Raw genomic sequence first — 19,086 nt, forward strand, 5'->3', positions numbered from 1 at the left:
CCGCATCGATGTCGGCCACGCGGCATGTGACCTTGGCCCCTTCCGGGGCAGGTGAGAAGGAGTGGTGGGTGCCGGAAAACGACCAGCCGATGTGGCCTTCGTCGGACGAAGACCGCTCGTCGTCGGGCGCGCGGAAGACCACCCCGATGTCGCTGCCCGACCCGCCGCCGGGCGCGCCGGGGGAGTCCGGCGTGCCGAAGGTCACAAGCAGCGAAGCCCCGAAGGGGTCCTGGTTCGCGCCGAACGTCGCGCCCGAGCCGGTCCCCGGCCTCAGCGCGCCGGCCGAGGAGCCGCCGTCCCCGCCGCCCCCGGCCAAGCAGGACCTGGCCGACCGGCTCGGCAGCCGCGAGCCGAAGCGGCCGGCCGAGGCGGGCACCGAGTACATCCAGGCCGAGCCGCCGGTCGCCGAGAGCACCCAGTTCATCGAGGTGAAGCAGTCCGAGCGGACGCCGGTCGTGCCGGTCGAGCGCGACGTCTGGCCCGCCGACCAGCCGGAACGCCGCGAGGAACCGCAGCAGCAGTGGCGTGAGGAACTGCAGCTGTGGCGCGACGAGCAGCAGCGCCGCGAAGAGCAGCTGAAGCGCGCGGACGACCAGCGCCGTGACGAGCCGCAGCGCCCGGAAGAGCCCCAGCAGCCCTGGGCCCAGCGCATCGAGCTGCGGGAGAACCGCGGCGGCGACCGCCCGGCCGAACCGGGTGAGCGCCGGCCCAGCCTGCCGCCGGAGCCGCCGCGCGGGGTCGTGCCGTCGGCGTCCGCCGGCTCCCTCGCCCGGCCCCAGCGGATCGAGCCGGACGGGCAGCGGTTCGACGCCGAGGCGACCGTCGGGATCGAGCGGCCCACCCAGTTCCCCGCCGCCTTCCAGCAGCAGCCCCAGCCGCGGAACGAGCCGCCGCGGCCCGAGCAGCGGCCGCCGTCCGAGCCGCCGCCCGCCGCCGAAGCGCCGCCCTCAGAGGAGCCGCCGAAGAAGCGGAAGAAGGGCAAGCTGATCGCGCTCGTCGTGGTCGTCCTGCTGGTGCTGGCCGGGGGCGGGGTCGCCGCGGCGATGCCGAAGGTGTCGAACCGGCTGGGCCTGCCGTGGGCGCCCAACGCGCCGAAGGGCGACAGCCCGGACCCGGTCGCCGCCACGCGCCAGCTGCAGGGGCCCGACACCGCCGGGACGGCGCCGACCGCCAACGGCGTCAAGTCCGTGCTGGCCTCGGCGGCCGGGAACGGCGCGCTCGGCCAGCTCACCGGCAGCGTGATCGACCCGGTGAGCGGCACCGTGCTCTGGGACCGCAGCTCCTCGACGCCGGTGACGCCCGCGTCGACGACGAAGGTGCTCACGTCGGCGGCCGCGCTGCTCTCGCTGGACCACAACCTGCGGTTGTCGACGAAGATCGTCCAGGGCGCGGACCCGGGCACGGTCATCCTGGTCGGCGGCGGCGACACGACGATCACCAACCTGCCGCTCGGCACGGACTCGCCGCTGTACCCGGCCGGCGCGCACGTCGACGACCTCGTCGCGCAGGTCAAGAAGGCCGCGCCCGGCGTCAAGAAGGTGCAGGTCGACCTGACCCTGTTCAAGGGCGCGACGACCGCGCCGGGCTGGGAAGCGGGCGACGCGCCGTCGACGTACGCGACGCAGATGGCCCCCGTGATGGCCGACGGCGGCCGGATCAGCCCCAAGGACAACAACTCGCAGCGCACGGCGAACGCGGGCAGCGCGCTGGCCTCGTCGATCGCGTCGAAGCTGGGTGCGTCGGCCGCCGGCCAGGCGACCGCGCCGAAGGACGCGAAGGTGCTCGGCGAGGTCAAGTCGGCCCCGCTGACCGAGCTGGTGTCCGACCTGATGGTGCTCTCCGACGACGTCCTCGCCGAGGCCATCGCCCGTCAGGTGGCGCTGGCGAACGGCGAGGAAGCGAGCTACGCGGGCGGTGCGAAGGCGACCATCAAGGTGCTGAAGGACCACGGGTTCGACGTCTCGGGCGTCGACCTCTCCGACGGCAGCGGCATCTCGTCGCTCAACCGCATCCCGGCGCGGCTGCTGACCCAGCTCCTCGCGGCCGCGGCGGCACCGGAGGGCAAGAACCCGGGCACCGGCAAGCTGCGCCCGGTGCTGGCGGGCCTGCCGGTGGCGGGCGGCTCCGGCACCCTCGCCGACAAGCGGTTCGACACCCCGGCGTCGCAGGCGGGCCGCGGCTGGGTGCGGGCGAAGACGGGCACGCTGACCGGGGTGAACACCCTGGCCGGGCTGGTGCTCGACCAGGACGGCCGGGTGCTCGTGTTCGCGTTCATGTCCAACGGCTCGGACACCGATCCCGGCCGGGACGCCATCGACGTGCTGGCCACCAGCCTCCGCAAGTGCGGGTGCGCCTAGCTGTAGTGACCATGGACGTTGTTGACGGTTGAGCGGCGCGTCGGGTTGATCAGAGCGAAGACCTCCGTGTGTGGTGCTGGTGTCTGACGCCATCACCGATCACAACGGAGGCCTTCGTGTCCCACCGTTGATGCCCGGTTGACCCTGCACGGACGCAGGCTGCTGATCGACCGTGTCACCGCTGGACGCCCGGTTGCCCACGTCGCCGCTGAGCTGGGAATCTCCCGCGCGACCGGCCACAAATGGATTCGCCGCCGCGCCACCACCGCCCTCGCCGACCTCGGCGCCCAAGCCCGCTTCACCCGCCGCTACCGACCTCAAACCAACGGAAAAGCCGAACGCTTCAACCGCACCCTCGCCGAAGAATGGGCCTACGCCCAACCCTTCACCAGCTCACACCACCGCGCCGAAGCACTAGCCGAGTTCCTGCACCGCTACAACCACCACCGAGCCCACACCTCACTCGGCGGAAGGCCACCCATCACCCGAGTCAACAACCTCACAGGGCAGTGCGCCTAGCGCCGGGCCGCCTCGGCGACCCGTTCGATCTCGGCCCGGCGCGCTTCCCGCGCGACGGCGTCGGGTTCCCGCGCCATGGCTTCCGCGTCGAGCCCGGTCGTGCCGTCGAGCTGCTCGCGCAGGATGTCGGCGTGCCCGGCGTGCCGGTTGATCTCGGTCAGGAAGGTGACGAGGACCTTGAAGAGGGTCACGTCGGGGGACGGCCACCACGGCACGTGGCCCGGCGCGTGGAGGGCGAGCTCGCCGATCGTGGCGTCGGTGTGCGCCCACACCCGCCGGTAGCGGCCGGCGATCTCCGCGCGGGTCTCGTCCTCGGTCGCCCACAGGTCGGTGCCGCGCTCGGGCAGCGGCTCGGGGAACGGCCGGCCGAAGACCTCGCCGAAGTAGCGGGCTTCCCAGGTCGACAGGTGCTTGACCAGGCCGAGCAGGTTGGTCCCGGTCGCGGTCAGCGGGCGGCGGACGTCGTGTTCGCCGAGTCCGTCGAGCTTCGCGAGCAGCGCTTCGCGGATCCAGCGCAGCTCGTCGTGCAGGTACGCCTTGGCGTCGTCGTCGATCACGGACGCCAGCTTGCCGCACCGCGTACCTCTCCGTGTGCGAAGCGTGCGGAGATCGTGGCCGGAAACCGGCCCGGGCCAGGTAGCGTCGGAAGGGTGAGTCAGGAAACCGAGACCCGGCCCATGGTCGACTGGGCGATCGCCGCGCAGACCGGCGCGCTGCTCGTGCGCGGCGGCCCGCAGGTCCCGCGCGAAGAAGCCGAAGCAGCCGTCACCGACCTCCGCGAGCTGACGATGGAGGCCGAGGGGCACGTCCGGCAGCTGACGAACCTGGGCCTCGACCTGCCGCTGCTGCCCGGCGAAGTCGTCGACCGGCCCGGCTGGGTGCGGTCCGCCGCCGCCGGGCTCGGCGCGCTGACCGGGCGCGCGCTGCCGCAGCAGGGCGGTCCGCTCGGGCCGATCCTCGCCGGGGGCGCCGGCGTCCAGACCGGCTTGGTGCTCGCGTTCCTCGCCAGCCGCGTGCTCGGCCAGTACGACCCCTTCGGCGGCCCGGAGCGGGACGGGCAGCTGCTGCTCGTCGCGCCGAACGTCGTCGCCGCCGAACAGGCGATGAACGTGCCGGGCCACGACTTCCGGCTCTGGGTCTGCCTGCACGAATGCACCCACCGGCTGCAGTTCACCGCGGTCCGGTGGCTGCGCGACTACTTCGCCGACGAGGTCGAGCGGCTCGTCTCGGGCCTCGCGGGCGGTGGCAGCGACAGCCTGTCCGACCTGTTCGGCCGGCTGCCCGAGGCGATCAAGCAGGGGCCGAAGCTGAACCTCGCGGAGCTGCTCCAGTCGCCGAAGGAGCGCGCGGTGTTCGACCGGCTGCTGGCACTCTCGACGCTGCTCGAAGGCCACGCCGACTACGTGATGGACGCCGTCGGGCCGCAGGTCGTCCCGAGCGTCGACACGATCCGCGAGCGGTTCACCTCGCGGCGCAAGGGCGGCGGCGTCTTCGACCGGCTGCTGCGCGCGCTGCTCGGCGTCGACGCGAAGATCCGCCAGTACGAAGAAGGCGCGAAGTTCACGAAACACGTCGTGGACGCCGTCGGCATGGACGGCTTCAACGCCGTCTGGCGCTCGCCGAACACCCTGCCGTCGCGCGCCGAGATCGCCGATCCGGCGGCGTGGGTCCGGCGCCTGCACGGATGACCGGGCCGGCGGTCGCGGCCGTCCGCCGGGCCGTCCGTGCCTTCCTGGACGTCGTCGAGGCGCCACCCGAGATCTGCGTCGCGGTCTCCGGCGGCGCCGACTCCCTCGCGCTGGCCGAAGCCACCGCGTACACCGCGCACCGCGCCGGGCACGTCGTCCGCGCGCTGGTCGTCGACCACGGCCTGCAGGACGGCTCGGCGAAGATCGCGCGGGACGCGGCGGCCGCGGCGAAGGCGCTCGGCGTCGACGAAGCCGAGGTGCGCCGGGTCGACGTGACCGGCGCCGGCGGCCCGGAAGCCGCCGCCCGCAAGGCCCGCTACCGGGCGCTGGCCGGGCACGGGCTCGTCCTGCTCGGCCACACCCTCGACGACCAGGCCGAAACCGTCCTGCTCGGCCTCGGCCGCGGCTCGGGCCCGCGCAGCGTCGCCGGGATGCGGCCGCACGACCCGCCGTGGGGACGGCCGCTGCTGGCCGTCGCGCGCGCCACCACCCGCGCCGCGTGCGCCGAGCTCGGCGTCGAGCCGTGGGACGACCCGCACAACGCCGAACCGCGCTTCACCCGCGTCCGGTTGCGCACCGAAGTGCTGCCGCTCCTGGAAGACGTCCTCAACGGCGGGGTGGCGGGCGCGCTGGCCCGCACGGCCGCGCAGCTGCGTGAAGACAATGAGGCGCTGGACACAATGGCGGACGTGATCTTCACCCGCGCGGGCGGCGCCGAAGGGCTGGATGTCGGACTCATCGAGGCCGAGCCCGCGGCACTGCGGCGGCGGGTTCTTCGCAGGTGGTTGCTGCAATCGGGTGTGCGCGAGCTCACCGACGCGCACCTCCGTGCGGTCGACCGGCTGGTCGCCCGGTGGCGTGGTCAGGGTGGTGTCTGGTTGCCCGGCAACTTGGAGGCGCGGCGGGCGCATGGCAGGCTCTGCGTCAGCTCCCAACCCACCACACGAGGGGAATGACCCGTGTACGAGGGCGAAATCGCCTCCGTGCTCGTCACCGAGCAGCAGATCAAGGACAAGATCACGGAACTGTCGGAGCAGATCGCCGCCGACTATCCGGCCAACGGGCAGGGTGAACTCCTGCTGGTGGGTGTCCTGAAGGGTGCGGTCATGTTCATGACCGACTTCGCCCGCGCGCTGCCGCTGCCGACGCAGCTGGAATTCATGGCCGTCTCCTCGTACGGCTCGGCGACGTCGTCGTCCGGTGTCGTGCGGATCCTCAAGGACCTCGACCGCGACATCGCGGGCCGGGACGTCCTGATCGTCGAAGACATCGTCGACTCCGGCCTCACGCTGTCGTGGCTGCTGAAGAACCTCGCCAGCCGCAACCCCGCGTCGCTCGAGGTCGTTTCGCTGCTGCGCAAGCCCGAAGCGGTCAAGGTGGACGTGCCGGTCAAGTACATCGGCTTCGACATCCCGAACGAGTTCGTCGTCGGTTACGGCCTCGACTACGCCGAGCGCTACCGGGACCTGCCCTACATCGGGACGCTGGACCCGAAGGTCTACACCGCGTAGTGCGCCGGCGGAGTTCACCGACCGTTCACCGCAACTACCGGATTCGCGGAACCCCGGTGGCGAAGTTTGCGTCATAGGCTCTGATCACGTGCGTTAACCTATGCGAAGACCATTCGTGCCCGCGGTGACCGGGTCGGGGGAACGGGAGAGAGTTCTGATGGGGAACAGCAGCGCTGCCGACGCGAACGCCTTCAAGGCCGCGGCCGCGGCGGGCCAGGTCGGGATCGACCCGGACGCCGCGCAGACCGTGCTGAACAAGATCCGCACCGGCAAGGACGCGGTCGAAGCCCTGCTCAGCGGCGCGGGCACGCTCGCCCAGCCGCCGAAGCTCGGCGACAACCCGGTCGGCAACGCGATGGCCGCGAAGTTCGTGCAGCGCGCGGACGGCGGGGGCGACTCCTACGCCGCCGCGCTGCAGAACCTGCTCGACCAGTACTCGGCCGCGGAGGAGGGCATCGTCACGGCGATGTCCCGCTACCACGAGATCGACAACGCCGCCGCCGAACCGTTCCGCAACGCCTGAGTCCGAGGGGGATTTCGCAGTCATGGCTCCGAACCGCAGCGACCAGCCTTCGTCGACCACCGGGGGCTCGACCGACCCGGGCTCGCTCGTCCCGCTCGGGGACAACTCGTCGTCGCAGAACATCGTCGACACCGCCCGTGGCCGTTCCGACGGCTTCGACATGGGCAGCGACCGCGCGATCGCGAACCCGCCGAACTGGAACGCGCAGGAAAGCCAGCAGCTCTACGCCGGCGCGGTCAACAACAACGACCCCGGCACGGCCGAGGCGACCGGGCACGCCTGGGCGCACCACGGCACCGAGCTGAAGCAGGCGTCCGACCACCTGTACAACGCGATCGCCGAGCTCGGCAACGCGTGGGTCGGCCAGGGTGCCGGCGGTGCGCAGGGCGCGCTGGTGGCCATCGCCAACTCCGGTTCGCAGGCTTCCGAGGCCGCGCACACGATGTCCGACCGGCTCGCCCGGCAGGCCGCGGCGGCCGCCGAGGTCAAGAAGATGCCGGCCCCCAAGGACTACGACCCCAAGCAGTCCATGGCGGCGGCGCTGGCCGGCGGCCCGGCGGCGCTGATCGCCGACCAGAAGGCGCAGGCGGACGCGGCCAACGACGTCAAGGCGCAGCAGGTCGCGTTCTTCAACGCCTACACCAAGTCGATGAGCGAGGTCGACAGCTCGACCCCGAGCTTCGGCCCGGAGTCGCTCGGCATGAAGCCGACGGGCTCGCACAACTCGATCTCGTTCAACGCGGTCAACTCCGTCGGCAGCACCGGCCCGGTCCAGGGGCTCCCCGGTGGCGCGGGTGACGCGATCTTCGCCTCCAGTACCTCCGGTTTCGGCGCCAACGGCGCGTTCGGCGCGCAGCACGCGGCCGGCGTGACCGGGGCGAGCCACGGCGTGCCCGGTGGCTTCGGGGCCGACGCGGCTTCGCTCGGCAGCGACGCACCCGGCGGTTCGGTCCCGGGCACGGGTACCGGTGCCGGCTCCGTGACCGGCGCCGGCCAGGTCGCCCCGGGCGGCGCGGGGGCCGGGGGCACCAGCCCGCTCGGCAAGATCGGCATGGGCCTCGGCATCGGCGGCGTCGCCGGTGGCCTGGGCGCGCTGGCTTCGCGGGCGCTCGGCGCGGGCACCAAGTCCGGCTCGAAGGCCGAGAACGACACGACGCTGGCGTCGGCCGAGGGCCAGAGCGCCGCTTCGGCCCAGGCCCCGCAGCAGGGCGTCGTCTCGCCCGCGGGCACCATCGGTGGGCAGCAGGCCCCGCCGCCGATGAACCCGGCCGGCATGGGCGGCATGGCCCCGCAGGGTGCCCAGGGCGAGCAGGACGAGGAGCACACGCACGCGTCCTTCCTCATCGAGGCGGACCCGGACGAGGCCTTCGGTGCGAACCAGGCGACCCCGCCGCCGGTCATCGGCGCGTGGTCCGAGGACGACGAAGACCGCTGATCCTTTCGGGCCGGGCACGCCGACGGTGTGCCCGGCCCGGTTTCTCTTGGGGGTGGCTCGATGCCGAACGCTGAGCTGCTCACCCCGGTCGAGGTGGACTTCCTGTGGGAGTCCGCCGGGCTGGGCGAGCTGCCGTACCCGCTGCGCATCCGCTCGCACGGCGAGACCGTCGACGAGCGGTCGCTGCTGCGCCGCCGCACGCTGGAAGGGCTCGTCGCGCGCGGGCTGGCCGACGGCCGCGGGCGGCCCGAACCGCACGTCGAGGACTACTTCGGCGTGCTCGCGGGCGCCGAGCTGAGCCTCGACGCCGTCCAGCTGATCGCCCCGGACGCCGAGCCGCTGCTCGCGATCGCCGGCGTGCTGGGCGGCCAGGGCCTCTTGGCCGTGCAGGACCGCCGCGGCCTGCACCTGAACCCGTGCCCGGCGGACGGCCTGGCCAGTGCGATCGTCTCGCTGCTGCCGGGTGCGCCGCGCGGCACCGAGAAGTCGATCACGGTCCCGCTGGAGCAGCTGGTCGGCGCGCACGGCGTCGACTTCCTGCAGCGGCGGGGCACCGGCGACGAGCGTTCGTCGGCGGACGAGGACCGCAAGGCGCTGGCCCGGCTGCACGCCCAGCCGCGCCTGCGTGGCGGCCAGATCGCGGCCAACGCCCGCTCGCGCGTCGGCGGCCGGACCCGGACCCCGGTGCTGAGCTGGTTCGACACCGAGACGGGCCGCTACTTCACCCAGGCGACGCAGGGCCGCGACGGCCGCGACTGGATCACGATCGCCCCGGCGGACGCGGCGACGCTGCGCCACCGCATCGGCGAGATGCTGGCGACGGCGGCGAACTCGACCGCGCCCGTCTGATCCCTCCTTCGGGCACCAGCGTCACCTCTGCCAAGATCGGGCTCCGGCTTCTTCGAAGGTGCCCCGTCCGACGATCACTTTTTGTCGGTGGTGCGGGCTACGCTGAGCGAGAGTCCGATCCGGGAGAGTAATGATGCAAGAGTTCTTCTCGCCACTGGCGTTCGACTTCCTCTGGGAGTCGGCGCAGGTCGGGGAGCTGCCGTACCCGCTGCGAGTCCGGTCGCACGGCGCGACCGAGGACGAGCGCGTTTCGCTGCGCCACCGCGTCGACGTCGAGCTGAAGGCGCGCGGCATCCGCGAGTCGCGCGGCAGGCTGGCGCCCCCGATCGAAGACGCGCTCCACCTGCTCGCCTTCGCCCCGCTGACCATCGACGCGCTGCACATCCCGCAGTTCGAGGCGCCGACGGTCGGCGTGCTCGCGGCGGCCGACGACACCAAGGGCGTGCTCGCGGTCCAGGACGCCGACGGCATCTGGCTGCGGGACGTCCCACCGGACGCGCTGGTCTCCGCGGTCGTCGACGTGCTGCCCGCCGGCCCCCGCGGCAGCGAGGCGTCGGTCACACTCCCGCTGGACGACGCCCTGCGCACGGCCCCGATCCGGGTGCCCGTGTCGCTGCCGTCGGCGGGTGAGGAAGAAGACAAGCGCCGGGGCAAGGCCCGCCGGACCCCGCTGAGCGAGCGCGTCACCGCCGACCCGCGGGAGGCGTACGGCCGGCTCGCCGGGCAGCCGCGGCAGCGCGGCGGTCAGCTGGCAGCGAACAGCCGTTCGCAGGTCGGGGCCAAGCAGCGGTCCCGCGTCCTGGCCTGGTTCGACACCGCCAGCGGCCGCTACCTGAGCCTCTCCCGCGCAGGTACGGACGGTCGGGAGTGGGTCACGGTGGCCCCCGCCGACCAGAAGACTTTGCGGACCCGGCTGGGCGAGATGGTGAGCAGTGTGTCGGACGGCACGCGATAGCGTGACCACCGAGGACGCGGGGCGGGAACCCGGGCGCGGTATCGCCCGTTGACCTGCGAGAGGCTCACAGGGGATGAACGCGGCAGCGGACGGTACCCTGATGGGACGGGTGTCCAGGCACCACGCGTTTGTCAAGATCGTGATGGCGGGTATCACAGGAGCCGCCCAACCAGGGAGGGTCGAGGCCACCAGGGCCGAGTCGTATGAACCGGAAGAGCGTGCTCAGGAACCCACTGCTGTGGATCGTCGCGGGGTTGCTGGCGTTGTTCGCGTACAACACGATCTTCGACAGTGATCGTGGGTACACCCAGGCACCCATCTCGGTGGCGAACTCCCAGATCTCCTCGAACAACGTCAAGGAAGCCAGCCTCGAGGACAAGGAACAGCAGCTCAAGCTGCTGCTTTCGAAGCCCGTGGACGTGGACGGCCAGCAGGTCACCCAGATCATTTCGCAGTACCCGGCGGATGCCACCCGCCCGATCTACGACTCGTTGATCGCGGCGAAGACCGGCGGCCAGCCGATCAAGTTCACCACCAAGGTGACTCAGCAGGGCGTGCTGACGCAGATCCTCATCTTCGCCATCCCGCTGGCCCTCGTCCTGGGCCTGCTGATGTGGATGATGAACAACGCCCAGGGTGGCGGGAACCGCGTCCTCAACTTCGGCAAGTCCAAGGCCAAGCAGCTGAACAAGGACATGCCCAAGACGACCTTCGGGGACGTCGCGGGTGCCGACGAGGCCGTCGAAGAGCTGTACGAGATCAAGGACTTCCTGCAGAACCCGGCGCGATATCAGGCGCTCGGCGCGAAGATCCCGAAGGGCGTGCTGCTCTACGGGCCGCCCGGCACCGGCAAGACGCTGCTCGCGCGAGCCGTCGCCGGCGAGGCGGGCGTGCCGTTCTACACGATCTCCGGCTCGGACTTCGTCGAGATGTTCGTCGGTGTCGGTGCCTCGCGAGTGCGTGACCTGTTCGAACAGGCCAAGCAGAACGCGCCGTGCATCATCTTCGTCGACGAGATCGACGCGGTCGGCCGCCAGCGCGGCGCCGGCCTCGGCGGCGGGCACGACGAGCGCGAGCAGACGCTGAACCAGCTGCTCGTCGAGATGGACGGCTTCGACGCCCGCGGCGGCATCATCCTGATCGCGGCCACCAACCGGCCGGACATCCTGGACCCGGCGCTGCTGCGCCCGGGCCGGTTCGACCGGCAGATCCCGGTGTCCGCGCCCGACCTGCGCGGCCGCAAGGCGATCCTCGAGGTGCACGCCAAGGGCAAGCCGATCGCGCAGGGCACCGACCTGGGCAGCCTGGCCAAGCGGACCGTCGGCATGTCCGGCGCGGACCTGGCCAACGTGCTGAACGAGGCCGCGCTGCTCACCGCCCGCCAGAACGGGCACGTGATCACCGACGTCGCGCTGGAGGAGTCGGTCGACCGCGTTGTCGGCGGCCCCGCCCGCAAGAGCCGGATCATCTCCGAGAAGGAGAAGAAGATCACGGCCTACCACGAGGGCGGGCACGCGCTCGCCGCGTGGGCGATGCCGGACATCGAACCGGTCTACAAGCTGACCATCCTGCCGCGCGGCCGCACCGGCGGGCACGCCTTGATCGTCCCGGAGGACGACAAGGAGTTGATGACCCGCTCGGAGATGATCGGCCGGCTGGTCTTCGCGATGGGCGGCCGCACGGCGGAGGAACTCGTCTTCCACGAGCCCACCACCGGCGCGTCCGCGGACATCGAGCAGGCGACGAAGATCGCCCGCGCGATGGTCATGGAGTACGGCATGAGCGCCCGCCTCGGCGCGGTCAAGTACGGCCAGGAGCAGGGCGACCCGTTCCTCGGCCGGTCGGCCGGGCGGCAGGCGGACTACTCGCTCGAGGTGGCGCACGAGATCGACGAGGAGGTGCGCAAGCTCATCGAGACGGCGCACACCGAGGCGTGGCACGTGCTGAACACCTACCGCGACGTTCTCGACGAGCTGGTCATCGAGCTCCTGGAGAAGGAGACGCTGCAGCGCAAGGACCTCGAGCGGATCTTCGCGACCGTCGAGAAGCGCCCGCACATCACCGTCTTCAACGAGTTCGGCGAGCGCACGCCGTCGGACAAGCCGCCGATCAAGACCCCGGGCGAGCTGGCGATGGAGCGCGGCGAGCCGTGGCCGCCGCCGGAGAAGGAGCCGAAGCCGGCCCTGAAGCCGGAGCCGACCCCGGTCGGCACGGCCCCGGGCGCGGGCGACCTGCCCGGCGGCCCGCCGTACCCGTCGCCGACGCCGGCGGACCCGAACGCCAACCCGTACGCCCCACCGCAGCCGGGCGCCTACCCGAACGGCGGCCGTCCCTACGGCGGCCCGAACGGTGGCCCCAACGGCACGGCGCACTGGCCGCAGTCCTACGGCGGCGGCCAGCAGCCCGGCAGCTACCCGGGCGGCCCGGCCGGTGGCCAGAGCGGCCCGCCGAACTACGGTGCCCCTCCGGGCTGGACCCCCGCGACCTCCCCCGGCGGTCAGCCGGGCCAGTCGTGGCGGCCCGGTGGTGAAGAACGCCCTCGTGAGCACGGCTGGTTCGCCGATCAGGCGGGCAACCAGCAGAACGAGGGAGAACGACGTGACGTGGATGGACCGGACAAGCCCCAGTGACGCCGACCGCCCGGTCTTCGACCAAGACCGGGCGGAGAAGGCGATCCGCGAACTCCTCTTGGCGTGCGGCGAAGACCCGGAACGGGATGGCCTGAAGGACACCCCGGCCCGGGTCGCCCGCGCGTACCACGAGATGTTCGCCGGCCTGTACACCGAGCCCGACTCGGTGCTGGACCGCACCTTCGACGAGTCCCACGAAGAGCTGGTGCTGGTCACGGACATCCCGATGTTCAGCCAGTGCGAACACCACCTGGTCCCCTTCCACGGCGTCGCGCACGTCGGGTACATCCCGAACGCCGCCGGGAAGGTGACCGGGCTGTCCAAACTGGCCCGGCTCGTCGACCTCTACTCGAAGCGCCCGCAGGTGCAGGAGCGGCTGACTTCCCAGGTCGCCGACGCGATCGTGCGGAAGCTCGAGCCGCGCGGGGTGATCGTCGTGATCGAGGCCGAGCACCTCTGCATGGCCATGCGCGGCATCCGCAAGCCCGGCGCCCGCACCACCACCTCGGCGGTGCGGGGGCAGCTGAAGACCTCGCCGTCGTCGCGGGCGGAGGCGCTCGACCTGATCAAGGCGCGCCGGTGAGCGTGGGGCTTCCCGCTCCCGGCCGGTGCGTCGTGATGGGTGTGCTGAACGTGACGCCCGATTCGTTTTCCGACGGTGGCCGCTACCTCGGGCTCGACCAGGCACTGGAGCACGCCCGCGCGATGTGGGCGCGCGGCGCCGACCTGATCGACGTCGGCGGCGAGTCGACGCGCCCGGGTGCGGCCCGGGTGGACGCCGGAACCGAGCGGGACCGCATCCTGCCGGTGATCCGGACGCTGGCCGGCGAAGGCGTCGCGCTGTCGGTCGACACCACGCGGGCGTCCGTCGCCGCCGCGGCGCTCGAAGCCGGCGCGCACGTGATCAACGACGTCTCGGGTGGCCTGGCCGACCCGGACATGGCCCGGGTCGCGGCCGAAACCGGGGTGCCGTGGGTGCTGATGCACTGGCGCGGGCACAGCAAGGACATGCAGGCACTGGCGTCCTACTCCGACGTCGTCGCCGACGTCCGGTCCGAGCTGCTGTCCCGGGTGGACGAAGCGCTGGCGGCCGGCGTGGCCGAGAGCGCGATCGTGCTGGATCCCGGGCTCGGGTTCGCGAAGGACGCCGAGCACGACTGGGCGTTGCTGCGCGGCCTGGACTCGGTGCTGTCCCTGGGCTTCCCGGTGCTCGTCGGCGCCTCCCGAAAACGTTTTCTCGGCCGCCTGCTGTCCGAAAAGGACGGAACGCCGAGGCCCCCGGACGGCCGCGAAGACGCGACGGCGGCGATTTCCGCCCTCGCCGCCGCGGCCGGCGCCTGGGGCGTGCGGGTGCACGAGGTCGGAGCTTCGCTGGACGCGGTCGCGGTGGCCGCGGCGTGGGGAAAGGGTTCGCCGGATGTCTGACCGGATCACGCTGACCGGCCTGCGCGTGTTCGGCCGCCACGGCGTGTTCGAGCACGAGAAGCGCGACGGCCAGGAGTTCGTCATCGACGTCACGGCGTGGCTCGACCTCGGGCCCGCCGCCGCGTCGGACGACCTGACCAAGACCCTGCACTACGGCGAGCTGGCCGAGCTGGCGGCGGGCATCGTCGCGGGCGAGCCGTACGACCTCATCGAGAGCGTCGCGGGCAAGATCGCCGACGAGGTCATGCGCGACGAGCGCCTGAGCGCGATCGAGGTGACGGTCCACAAGCCGTCGGCCCCGATCCCGCTGACGTTCGACGACGTCGCGGTGACGGTCCGGCGCGCCCGGTGACCCGCGCGGTCCTGTCCCTCGGCTCGAACCTGGGCGACCGGCTTGGCTACCTGAAGCTGGCCCTGGCCGCGGTCCGCCCGGCGCTGGTCGCGGTGTCGAGCGTGTACGAGACCAAGGCCTGGGGCGTCGAAGACCAGCCGGACTTCCTGAACGCGGTCTGCGTGGTCGACGACCCGGCCCGCGACCACTGGGCCTGGCTGCGCACGGGCCAGGCGGCAGAGCGGGCAGCGGGCCGGGTCCGCGAGCTCCGTTGGGGCCCGCGAACCCTGGACGTCGACGTGGTCACGGTGGACGGCGTGACGTCCGACGACCCCGAGCTGCTGCTCCCGCACCCGGGAACCCCGGACCGAGCCAGCGTGCTGGTCCCGTGGGCGGAGATCGCCCCGGAGGCGGTGCTGCCAGGCCACGGCCCGATCACGGACCTGCTGGCCGCCCGCCCCCCGGCCGAGGTGGCAACGGTCCGCCGGACGACGCTCGAACTCGCCTGAGCCGCCCAGCCGCCTCGGCACCGCCGGCCAACTCCTCCCACCGGGCGCCGCCACGACCTGCCCGCTGGCTTGGGTAAGCCGGCTAATTCCGGCCTCGCCCACCGGGCGCCGCCACGGCCTGCCGCCGGCTTGGCGGAGCTGGCTACTCCGTCCCACCCGGCGCGCGCCCGGCCTGCCCGCCGCCTGGGCAGCGCCGGCCAACTCCGTGCCGCCCGACTTGGCTGAGCTGGCTGACTCCGCCCACCGGGCGCCACCACGGCCTAGCCGCCGACTTGGCCGAGCTGGCTAACTCCGCCCGCCCGGCGCGCGCTCGGCCTGCCCGCCGCCTCGGCGGCGCCGGCCAACTCCGCCCCGCCCGCCTCGGCTGAGCCGGCCCTTGCCACCCCGCCCGCCGGGCGCCGCCGCGGCCGGCGCGACCGCCCTCAGCAGCGTCGACCATCTCCGCCCCACGCCGCCGGTCGTGAGTGAGAAACAGTGTTCTAACCCTGTTTCTCACTCACGACCGACCAGCGCAGGCGCGCCGAGCAAGTCAAGCCCCGCCCGGCCATCGATCGCCGAGCTGTGGCTGGCGGTCGGTGACAGGATGCTGTCAGCCTCGCAGGGCCGCGACCATGAAACGGACCGCCGGCTGGGCCGTCGGGACCGGGGGCCACCCGTTGATCGTCGCGAGCAACTGCCAGTAGCGCTCCGCTCGCGGGTCGCCGCTCGTCTCGAAGCGGTCCGCCATCTCCGTGCGGAACTCCCGTGACGCCGGGTCCTGGTCCGGGCGGGCCGTCGCCGTCGCGATCTCGGACGCAAGCGTTTGCCCTGCCTCCGACGTCGGCGAATCGCCCGCCTCCAGTGCGGCTTCCGCGCGGGAAACCCAGCCGGGCCAGTTCTGCTGCCACGCCTCGGCCGGCTGCTCGAACTCGCCCGCCTTGATCTGCTGGGACTGCTGCTCGCTCATGCCCCTGATCAGGGCGCGGAACGACGGGTCCTGCACCAGCTCCGCGAACTCGATCCACGCTTCCAGCTGCTCCGGCGACGGGTCGTCCGGCAGCTCCGGCTTGCCCGCGCGCATCCGCTCGTAGAACTCCTCGTTCACCTCGAGCCCGGCGACCATCTCGTCCCAAAACTCGTCCACCAGCCGCTTGCGCTCCTCGTCCGACATCGACGCGAGACGGTTCATCAGGTTCACTTCCTCCAGTTCGGAATTGCGCTTCGCCACCGCGCGCAGCACCGCCCGGCGCAGCCGCAGCCGCCGGATCTGCTCGTCCAGGGCCTCGACGTGCCGGGTCGCCAGCTCGCCGACCGTCGCCGGCCTCGCCAACGCCGCGGAGACGTCGGCTAGGCCGAGGCCCAGCTCCCGCAGCGTGCGGACCAGTTCCAGACGGGCCATCGCCGCCGCGTCGTAGAGGCGGTAGCCGGCGTCCGTCCGCTCGGTCGGCGGCAACAGGCCTTCGTCCGAGTAGAAGCGGATGGTCTTGACCGGCAGGCCCGTCCGCTTGGCCAGCTCGCCGATGGTGAATGTCGCGGTGGTGCCCACTAGACGCATGGTGAAGTCTCCAGTCGGGGGAGAGTCAAGACTACTTCGGGGGTTCCGGGTGGCGGAGCCCCCGGCCCGGGGCGCAGCCCCGGCTGTCACAGCTCGGTACGGTTGGGTCATGCACTTCACGCGGTCCCGTGACCTGGTCGTCGCCGGGCTGCTCGGCCTGGCCGTCGGCTACCTGCTGTTCCAGATCGCCTACGGCTCGCTGCCCCAGCTGCCGCTGCTCGCCGGCGTCACCCTCGCCGTCCTGGCCGTGATCGAGGGCGTGCTCGCCTTCTCCATCCGGTCGCGGATCAAGAACGGCCGGGTCGTTGCCGCGATCGGGATCGCCCGATCGGTGGCCTTGGCCAAGGCTTCGTCACTCGCCGGAGCGTTCATGGCCGGTGCCTGGCTGGCCGCGCTCGCCTACCTTTTCCCGCGACGTGACGAACTCGTCGCCGCCGTTCTCGACACCCGGGCGGCGGTCGTCGGCGTCGCCTCCGCCGCGGCCCTGGTAGCAGCGGGTTTGTGGCTCGAACACTGCTGCCGGACCCCGCGCGACCAAGACCGGGAGCACACCCGCGGGACGACCGGTTAGCGCTGGAATCCCACCGCTCGCTGGACCGAGTAGGTCTCGTTCGGATTACGAGCAGGTACGGTGTCAGTCATGACCGGCGTGGGTGACGACTCGCGCGGCCGCCTTCTGGGCAGGCCGTGGCTAGTCGTCGGATTCGTCCTCGCCATCGGAGCCACCCTCGCACTGGTGCTCAGCGACGATCTCCGTTATCTCCGCCTGGGGATCGTCGCGGCCCTCTGGGCTGCCCTGATCGGCGCTTTCCTCGCCGTGAAGTACCGCAAGCACGCGGCACAGAGCGAGGACGCGGTCGCCGAGGCGCAGGCTGTGTACGAGTTGGAGCTGGAACGCGAGATCGCGGCCCGGCGTGAGTACGAGCTGGAGATGGAGGCGGACAACCGCACCGCCGCCGACTCCCGCGGGCGCGAGGAGCTGGAGGCGCTGCGGGCCGAGGTGTCGGCGCTGCGCGACAGCCTCCAGTCGCTGTTCGGTGGCGAGGTGCTGCTCGAACGCGTCGCGCTGACCGCGCAGGCGACCCGGATGCGCAAGCTTTCCGACGAGAACCGGATGATCCCGGACAGCGCGCCGAAGAAGAGGCCCGCTCAGCTGATGGCCGCGAAGAAGCCGATGCCCGAGGGCGGCGAGCGGCCGACCGAGCTGATCGACCGCGTCCTCGACGAGCGCCGCCGCAAGGCGTCGAACGGCAAGCCCGCGAACGGCAAGGGCCTGGGCAAGGGCTTCGGCGGCAAGGCCGTTCCGAAGACCCCCGCGAACGTCTCGGTGCAGAGCACCCAGCAGATGGCGCGGCCGAAGCCGCTGAGCGACCGCCGCCCGCCGGTGCCGGCCGTCGACCCGGCCTTGAACGCCGCGCAGCGCGAGATGAAGGCCGCCGAGCTGCGGGCCGAAGCCGCGCGCCGCCAGGCCGAGTCGCAGCCGATGCGGCTCCCGAAGCCCGAAGAGGTCGCGAAGCAGCCTGAGCGACGTCCGGAAGCCGCCGCCGAGCCGACGCGCCAGGTCCCGCGGCCCGAGCCCAAGACCGAGATCCGGCGGGCGCCGGAGCCGAAGACCGAGATCCGCCGTCCCGAGCCGCCGCCCGCGCGCCGCGCGGAGCTGTCGCGCCCGGCGATGCGGCCCGCCGAGGTGTCCCGCTCGGACATCCCGCGGGTCGAGATGTCGCGCCCCGACATCCCGCGCGTCGAGATGTCGCGCCCGGACATCCCGCGCGTCGAGATGTCGCGTCCCGACATCCCGCGGGTGGAGATGTCGCGCCCGGACATCCCCCGGGTGGAGATGTCGCGGCCGGACCTGCCGCGCGTCAACCCCAAGCCGAACGGTGCCCGGCCCGAGCGGCGCAAGGCGCCCGAGCCGCCGCGTCCGGCGCCGGGCCGCCCCGCGGCGGCGCCGCCCAAGCCGTCCGAGATGTCGCGGTCGGACATCCGGCCGGTCAAGGACCTCAGCGCGGCCTTCCAGAACCGCGACGACTTCGCCGAGCGGCAGCGCCCGAACCGGCCGAAGCCGCCCGAGCCGAAGCAGGCCCCGCCGATGAACAGGGACGCCGCCGCGTCGCGCACCGACCTCCCGGTCGTCCCGCCGACGACGCCGGTGCCGAGCACCGGCCCCTCGTCGCGGCAGCAGCCGTCGCGCACGGACCTACCGCCGGTGGTCCCGCCGACGACCCCGGTCCCGGCCGCCGACGGCCGCCGCCCGTCGCGGCTGGAGCAGTTCTCGCGGGCCGACATGTCGCCGATCCTCGACGAGCCGTCGTCGCGGCACAGCGGTTCGCACCGCGCGCCGGCGGCGGCCGCCCAGGGCGAGGCGCCGATGGCGAACCCGACGCTCCCGGAGTCGGTCCGCAACTTCCAGGGCGGGTCCGGCGGGCGCCGCCGCAAGCCGGACGAGTCGCAGCAGATGCCGCCCGTCCCCGCCCCGGAGCCCACGGGAGGCGGCCGCCGCCGTCGTCCGGACGGCGAGCCCCCGGCGTGGGAGGGCATGGTCGCCGAGCGCGCGTCGATGTCCCGGCGCAACATGGCCCCGGTCGACCCGGCGGACGTCGAGCAGCAGAACGGCAACGGCCACAACGGCAACGGGCGCAACGGCCACCGGTCCGCGGAGCCACAGCCGGGCAGCGGTTCGCACGCGGCCGGCCGCTCGGTGAGCGAGCTGCTGGCGGCGAACGGCGGAACGGGCTCGACCCCGCGCCGCCGCCGACGCGCGGAGGACTGAGCCAGGCTCCAAGCGCACCAAGGCCACATCGGAGCGCGCAGGCGGAGCAG

The 19,086-nt window shown here is 72.7% G+C and carries 17 protein-coding genes and 1 pseudogene; 16 read left to right on the forward strand and 2 right to left on the reverse strand.

Annotation, left to right across the window (positions count from 1 at the left end):
* Positions 1-68 precede the first annotated feature (68 nt).
* Positions 69-2,357: a D-alanyl-D-alanine carboxypeptidase/D-alanyl-D-alanine-endopeptidase gene (gene dacB / locus ACLJQM_RS06760; RefSeq protein WP_410630463.1), complete on the forward strand. Its 2,289-nt coding sequence runs from the start codon at positions 69-71 to the stop codon at positions 2,355-2,357.
* A gap of 294 nt (positions 2,358-2,651) precedes the next feature.
* Positions 2,652-2,876, forward strand: a pseudogene (locus ACLJQM_RS06765) (integrase core domain-containing protein); the annotation flags it as partial.
* On the opposite strand, the gene ACLJQM_RS06770 reads toward ACLJQM_RS06765, so the two are convergent.
* Entirely contained in the window at positions 2,873-3,433 is a 561-nt protein-coding gene (locus ACLJQM_RS06770; RefSeq protein ID WP_410630464.1) for a DinB family protein, read from the reverse strand. The pseudogene ACLJQM_RS06765 and the gene ACLJQM_RS06770 sit on opposite strands and share 4 nt — an antisense overlap.
* Positions 3,434-3,553: 120 nt before the next feature.
* Here ACLJQM_RS06770 and ACLJQM_RS06775 point away from each other — a divergent pair, with 120 nt between their 5' ends.
* The 12 genes from ACLJQM_RS06775 (at position 3,554) to folK (ending at position 14,732) form a co-directional block, all read left to right on the forward strand.
* Complete coding sequence (locus ACLJQM_RS06775) at positions 3,554-4,564, forward strand: zinc-dependent metalloprotease (protein WP_360777734.1); 1,011 nt, start codon at positions 3,554-3,556, stop codon at positions 4,562-4,564.
* Entirely contained in the window at positions 4,561-5,520 is a 960-nt protein-coding gene (gene tilS, locus ACLJQM_RS06780) for a tRNA lysidine(34) synthetase TilS (protein WP_410630465.1), read from the forward strand. The genes ACLJQM_RS06775 and tilS overlap by 4 nt, the downstream gene beginning before the upstream one ends.
* Positions 5,521-5,523: 3 nt before the next feature.
* Positions 5,524-6,075, forward strand: a complete 552-nt coding sequence (hpt, locus tag ACLJQM_RS06785) for a hypoxanthine phosphoribosyltransferase (RefSeq protein WP_191312585.1) — start codon at positions 5,524-5,526, stop codon at positions 6,073-6,075.
* A gap of 157 nt (positions 6,076-6,232) precedes the next feature.
* Positions 6,233-6,598, forward strand: a complete 366-nt coding sequence (locus ACLJQM_RS06790) for a hypothetical protein (RefSeq protein WP_247017425.1) — start codon at positions 6,233-6,235, stop codon at positions 6,596-6,598.
* Positions 6,599-6,620: 22 nt separating this feature from the next.
* The gene (locus ACLJQM_RS06795; RefSeq protein ID WP_360777488.1) at positions 6,621-8,033 is read left to right on the forward strand and encodes a hypothetical protein; all 1,413 of its coding nucleotides are present in this window, start codon (positions 6,621-6,623) and stop codon (positions 8,031-8,033) included.
* Positions 8,034-8,093: 60 nt separating this feature from the next.
* Positions 8,094-8,882: an ESX secretion-associated protein EspG gene (locus tag ACLJQM_RS06800; protein ID WP_247017430.1), complete on the forward strand. Its 789-nt coding sequence runs from the start codon at positions 8,094-8,096 to the stop codon at positions 8,880-8,882.
* Between the two features lie 130 nt (positions 8,883-9,012).
* Positions 9,013-9,837, forward strand: coding sequence for an ESX secretion-associated protein EspG (locus tag ACLJQM_RS06805; RefSeq protein WP_360777486.1), 825 nt, complete (start codon positions 9,013-9,015; stop codon positions 9,835-9,837).
* A gap of 203 nt (positions 9,838-10,040) precedes the next feature.
* Positions 10,041-12,467, forward strand: a complete 2,427-nt coding sequence (gene ftsH, locus ACLJQM_RS06810) for an ATP-dependent zinc metalloprotease FtsH (RefSeq protein WP_247017435.1) — start codon at positions 10,041-10,043, stop codon at positions 12,465-12,467.
* Complete coding sequence (gene folE / locus ACLJQM_RS06815) at positions 12,445-13,050, forward strand: GTP cyclohydrolase I FolE (RefSeq protein ID WP_360777482.1); 606 nt, start codon at positions 12,445-12,447, stop codon at positions 13,048-13,050. The genes ftsH and folE overlap by 23 nt, the downstream gene beginning before the upstream one ends.
* A gap of 35 nt (positions 13,051-13,085) precedes the next feature.
* The gene (gene folP / locus ACLJQM_RS06820) at positions 13,086-13,892 is read left to right on the forward strand and encodes a dihydropteroate synthase (protein WP_360777732.1); all 807 of its coding nucleotides are present in this window, start codon (positions 13,086-13,088) and stop codon (positions 13,890-13,892) included.
* Positions 13,885-14,244 carry a dihydroneopterin aldolase gene (gene folB / locus ACLJQM_RS06825; RefSeq protein WP_247017437.1) on the forward strand — a complete coding sequence of 120 codons (360 nt, stop codon included), beginning with the start codon at positions 13,885-13,887 and terminating at the stop codon, positions 14,242-14,244. Before folP ends, folB begins: the two co-directional genes overlap by 8 nt.
* Complete coding sequence (folK, locus tag ACLJQM_RS06830) at positions 14,241-14,732, forward strand: 2-amino-4-hydroxy-6-hydroxymethyldihydropteridine diphosphokinase (RefSeq protein ID WP_410630466.1); 492 nt, start codon at positions 14,241-14,243, stop codon at positions 14,730-14,732. Before folB ends, folK begins: the two co-directional genes overlap by 4 nt.
* A gap of 589 nt (positions 14,733-15,321) precedes the next feature.
* On the opposite strand, the gene ACLJQM_RS06835 is transcribed toward folK, so the two are convergent.
* Positions 15,322-16,257 (reverse strand): MerR family transcriptional regulator, encoded by a 936-nt coding sequence (locus tag ACLJQM_RS06835; RefSeq protein ID WP_410630467.1) that lies wholly within the window; start codon positions 16,255-16,257, stop codon positions 15,322-15,324.
* Between the two features lie 118 nt (positions 16,258-16,375).
* Between ACLJQM_RS06835 and ACLJQM_RS06840 the strand changes: the two genes are divergently transcribed.
* Together ACLJQM_RS06840 and ACLJQM_RS06845 are read left to right on the forward strand one after the other, a co-directional pair.
* Positions 16,376-16,837 carry a DUF3180 domain-containing protein gene (locus tag ACLJQM_RS06840; protein WP_360777476.1) on the forward strand — a complete coding sequence of 154 codons (462 nt, stop codon included), beginning with the start codon at positions 16,376-16,378 and terminating at the stop codon, positions 16,835-16,837.
* 69 nt (positions 16,838-16,906) lie between these two features.
* Positions 16,907-19,036 carry a DUF6779 domain-containing protein gene (locus tag ACLJQM_RS06845; RefSeq protein WP_410630468.1) on the forward strand — a complete coding sequence of 710 codons (2,130 nt, stop codon included), beginning with the start codon at positions 16,907-16,909 and terminating at the stop codon, positions 19,034-19,036.
* The last annotated feature ends 50 nt before the right edge of the window (positions 19,037-19,086 follow it).

The sequence above is a fragment of the Amycolatopsis sp. cmx-4-83 genome, assembly GCF_046548815.1.
Lineage (GTDB): Bacteria > Actinomycetota > Actinomycetes > Mycobacteriales > Pseudonocardiaceae > Amycolatopsis > Amycolatopsis pretoriensis_A.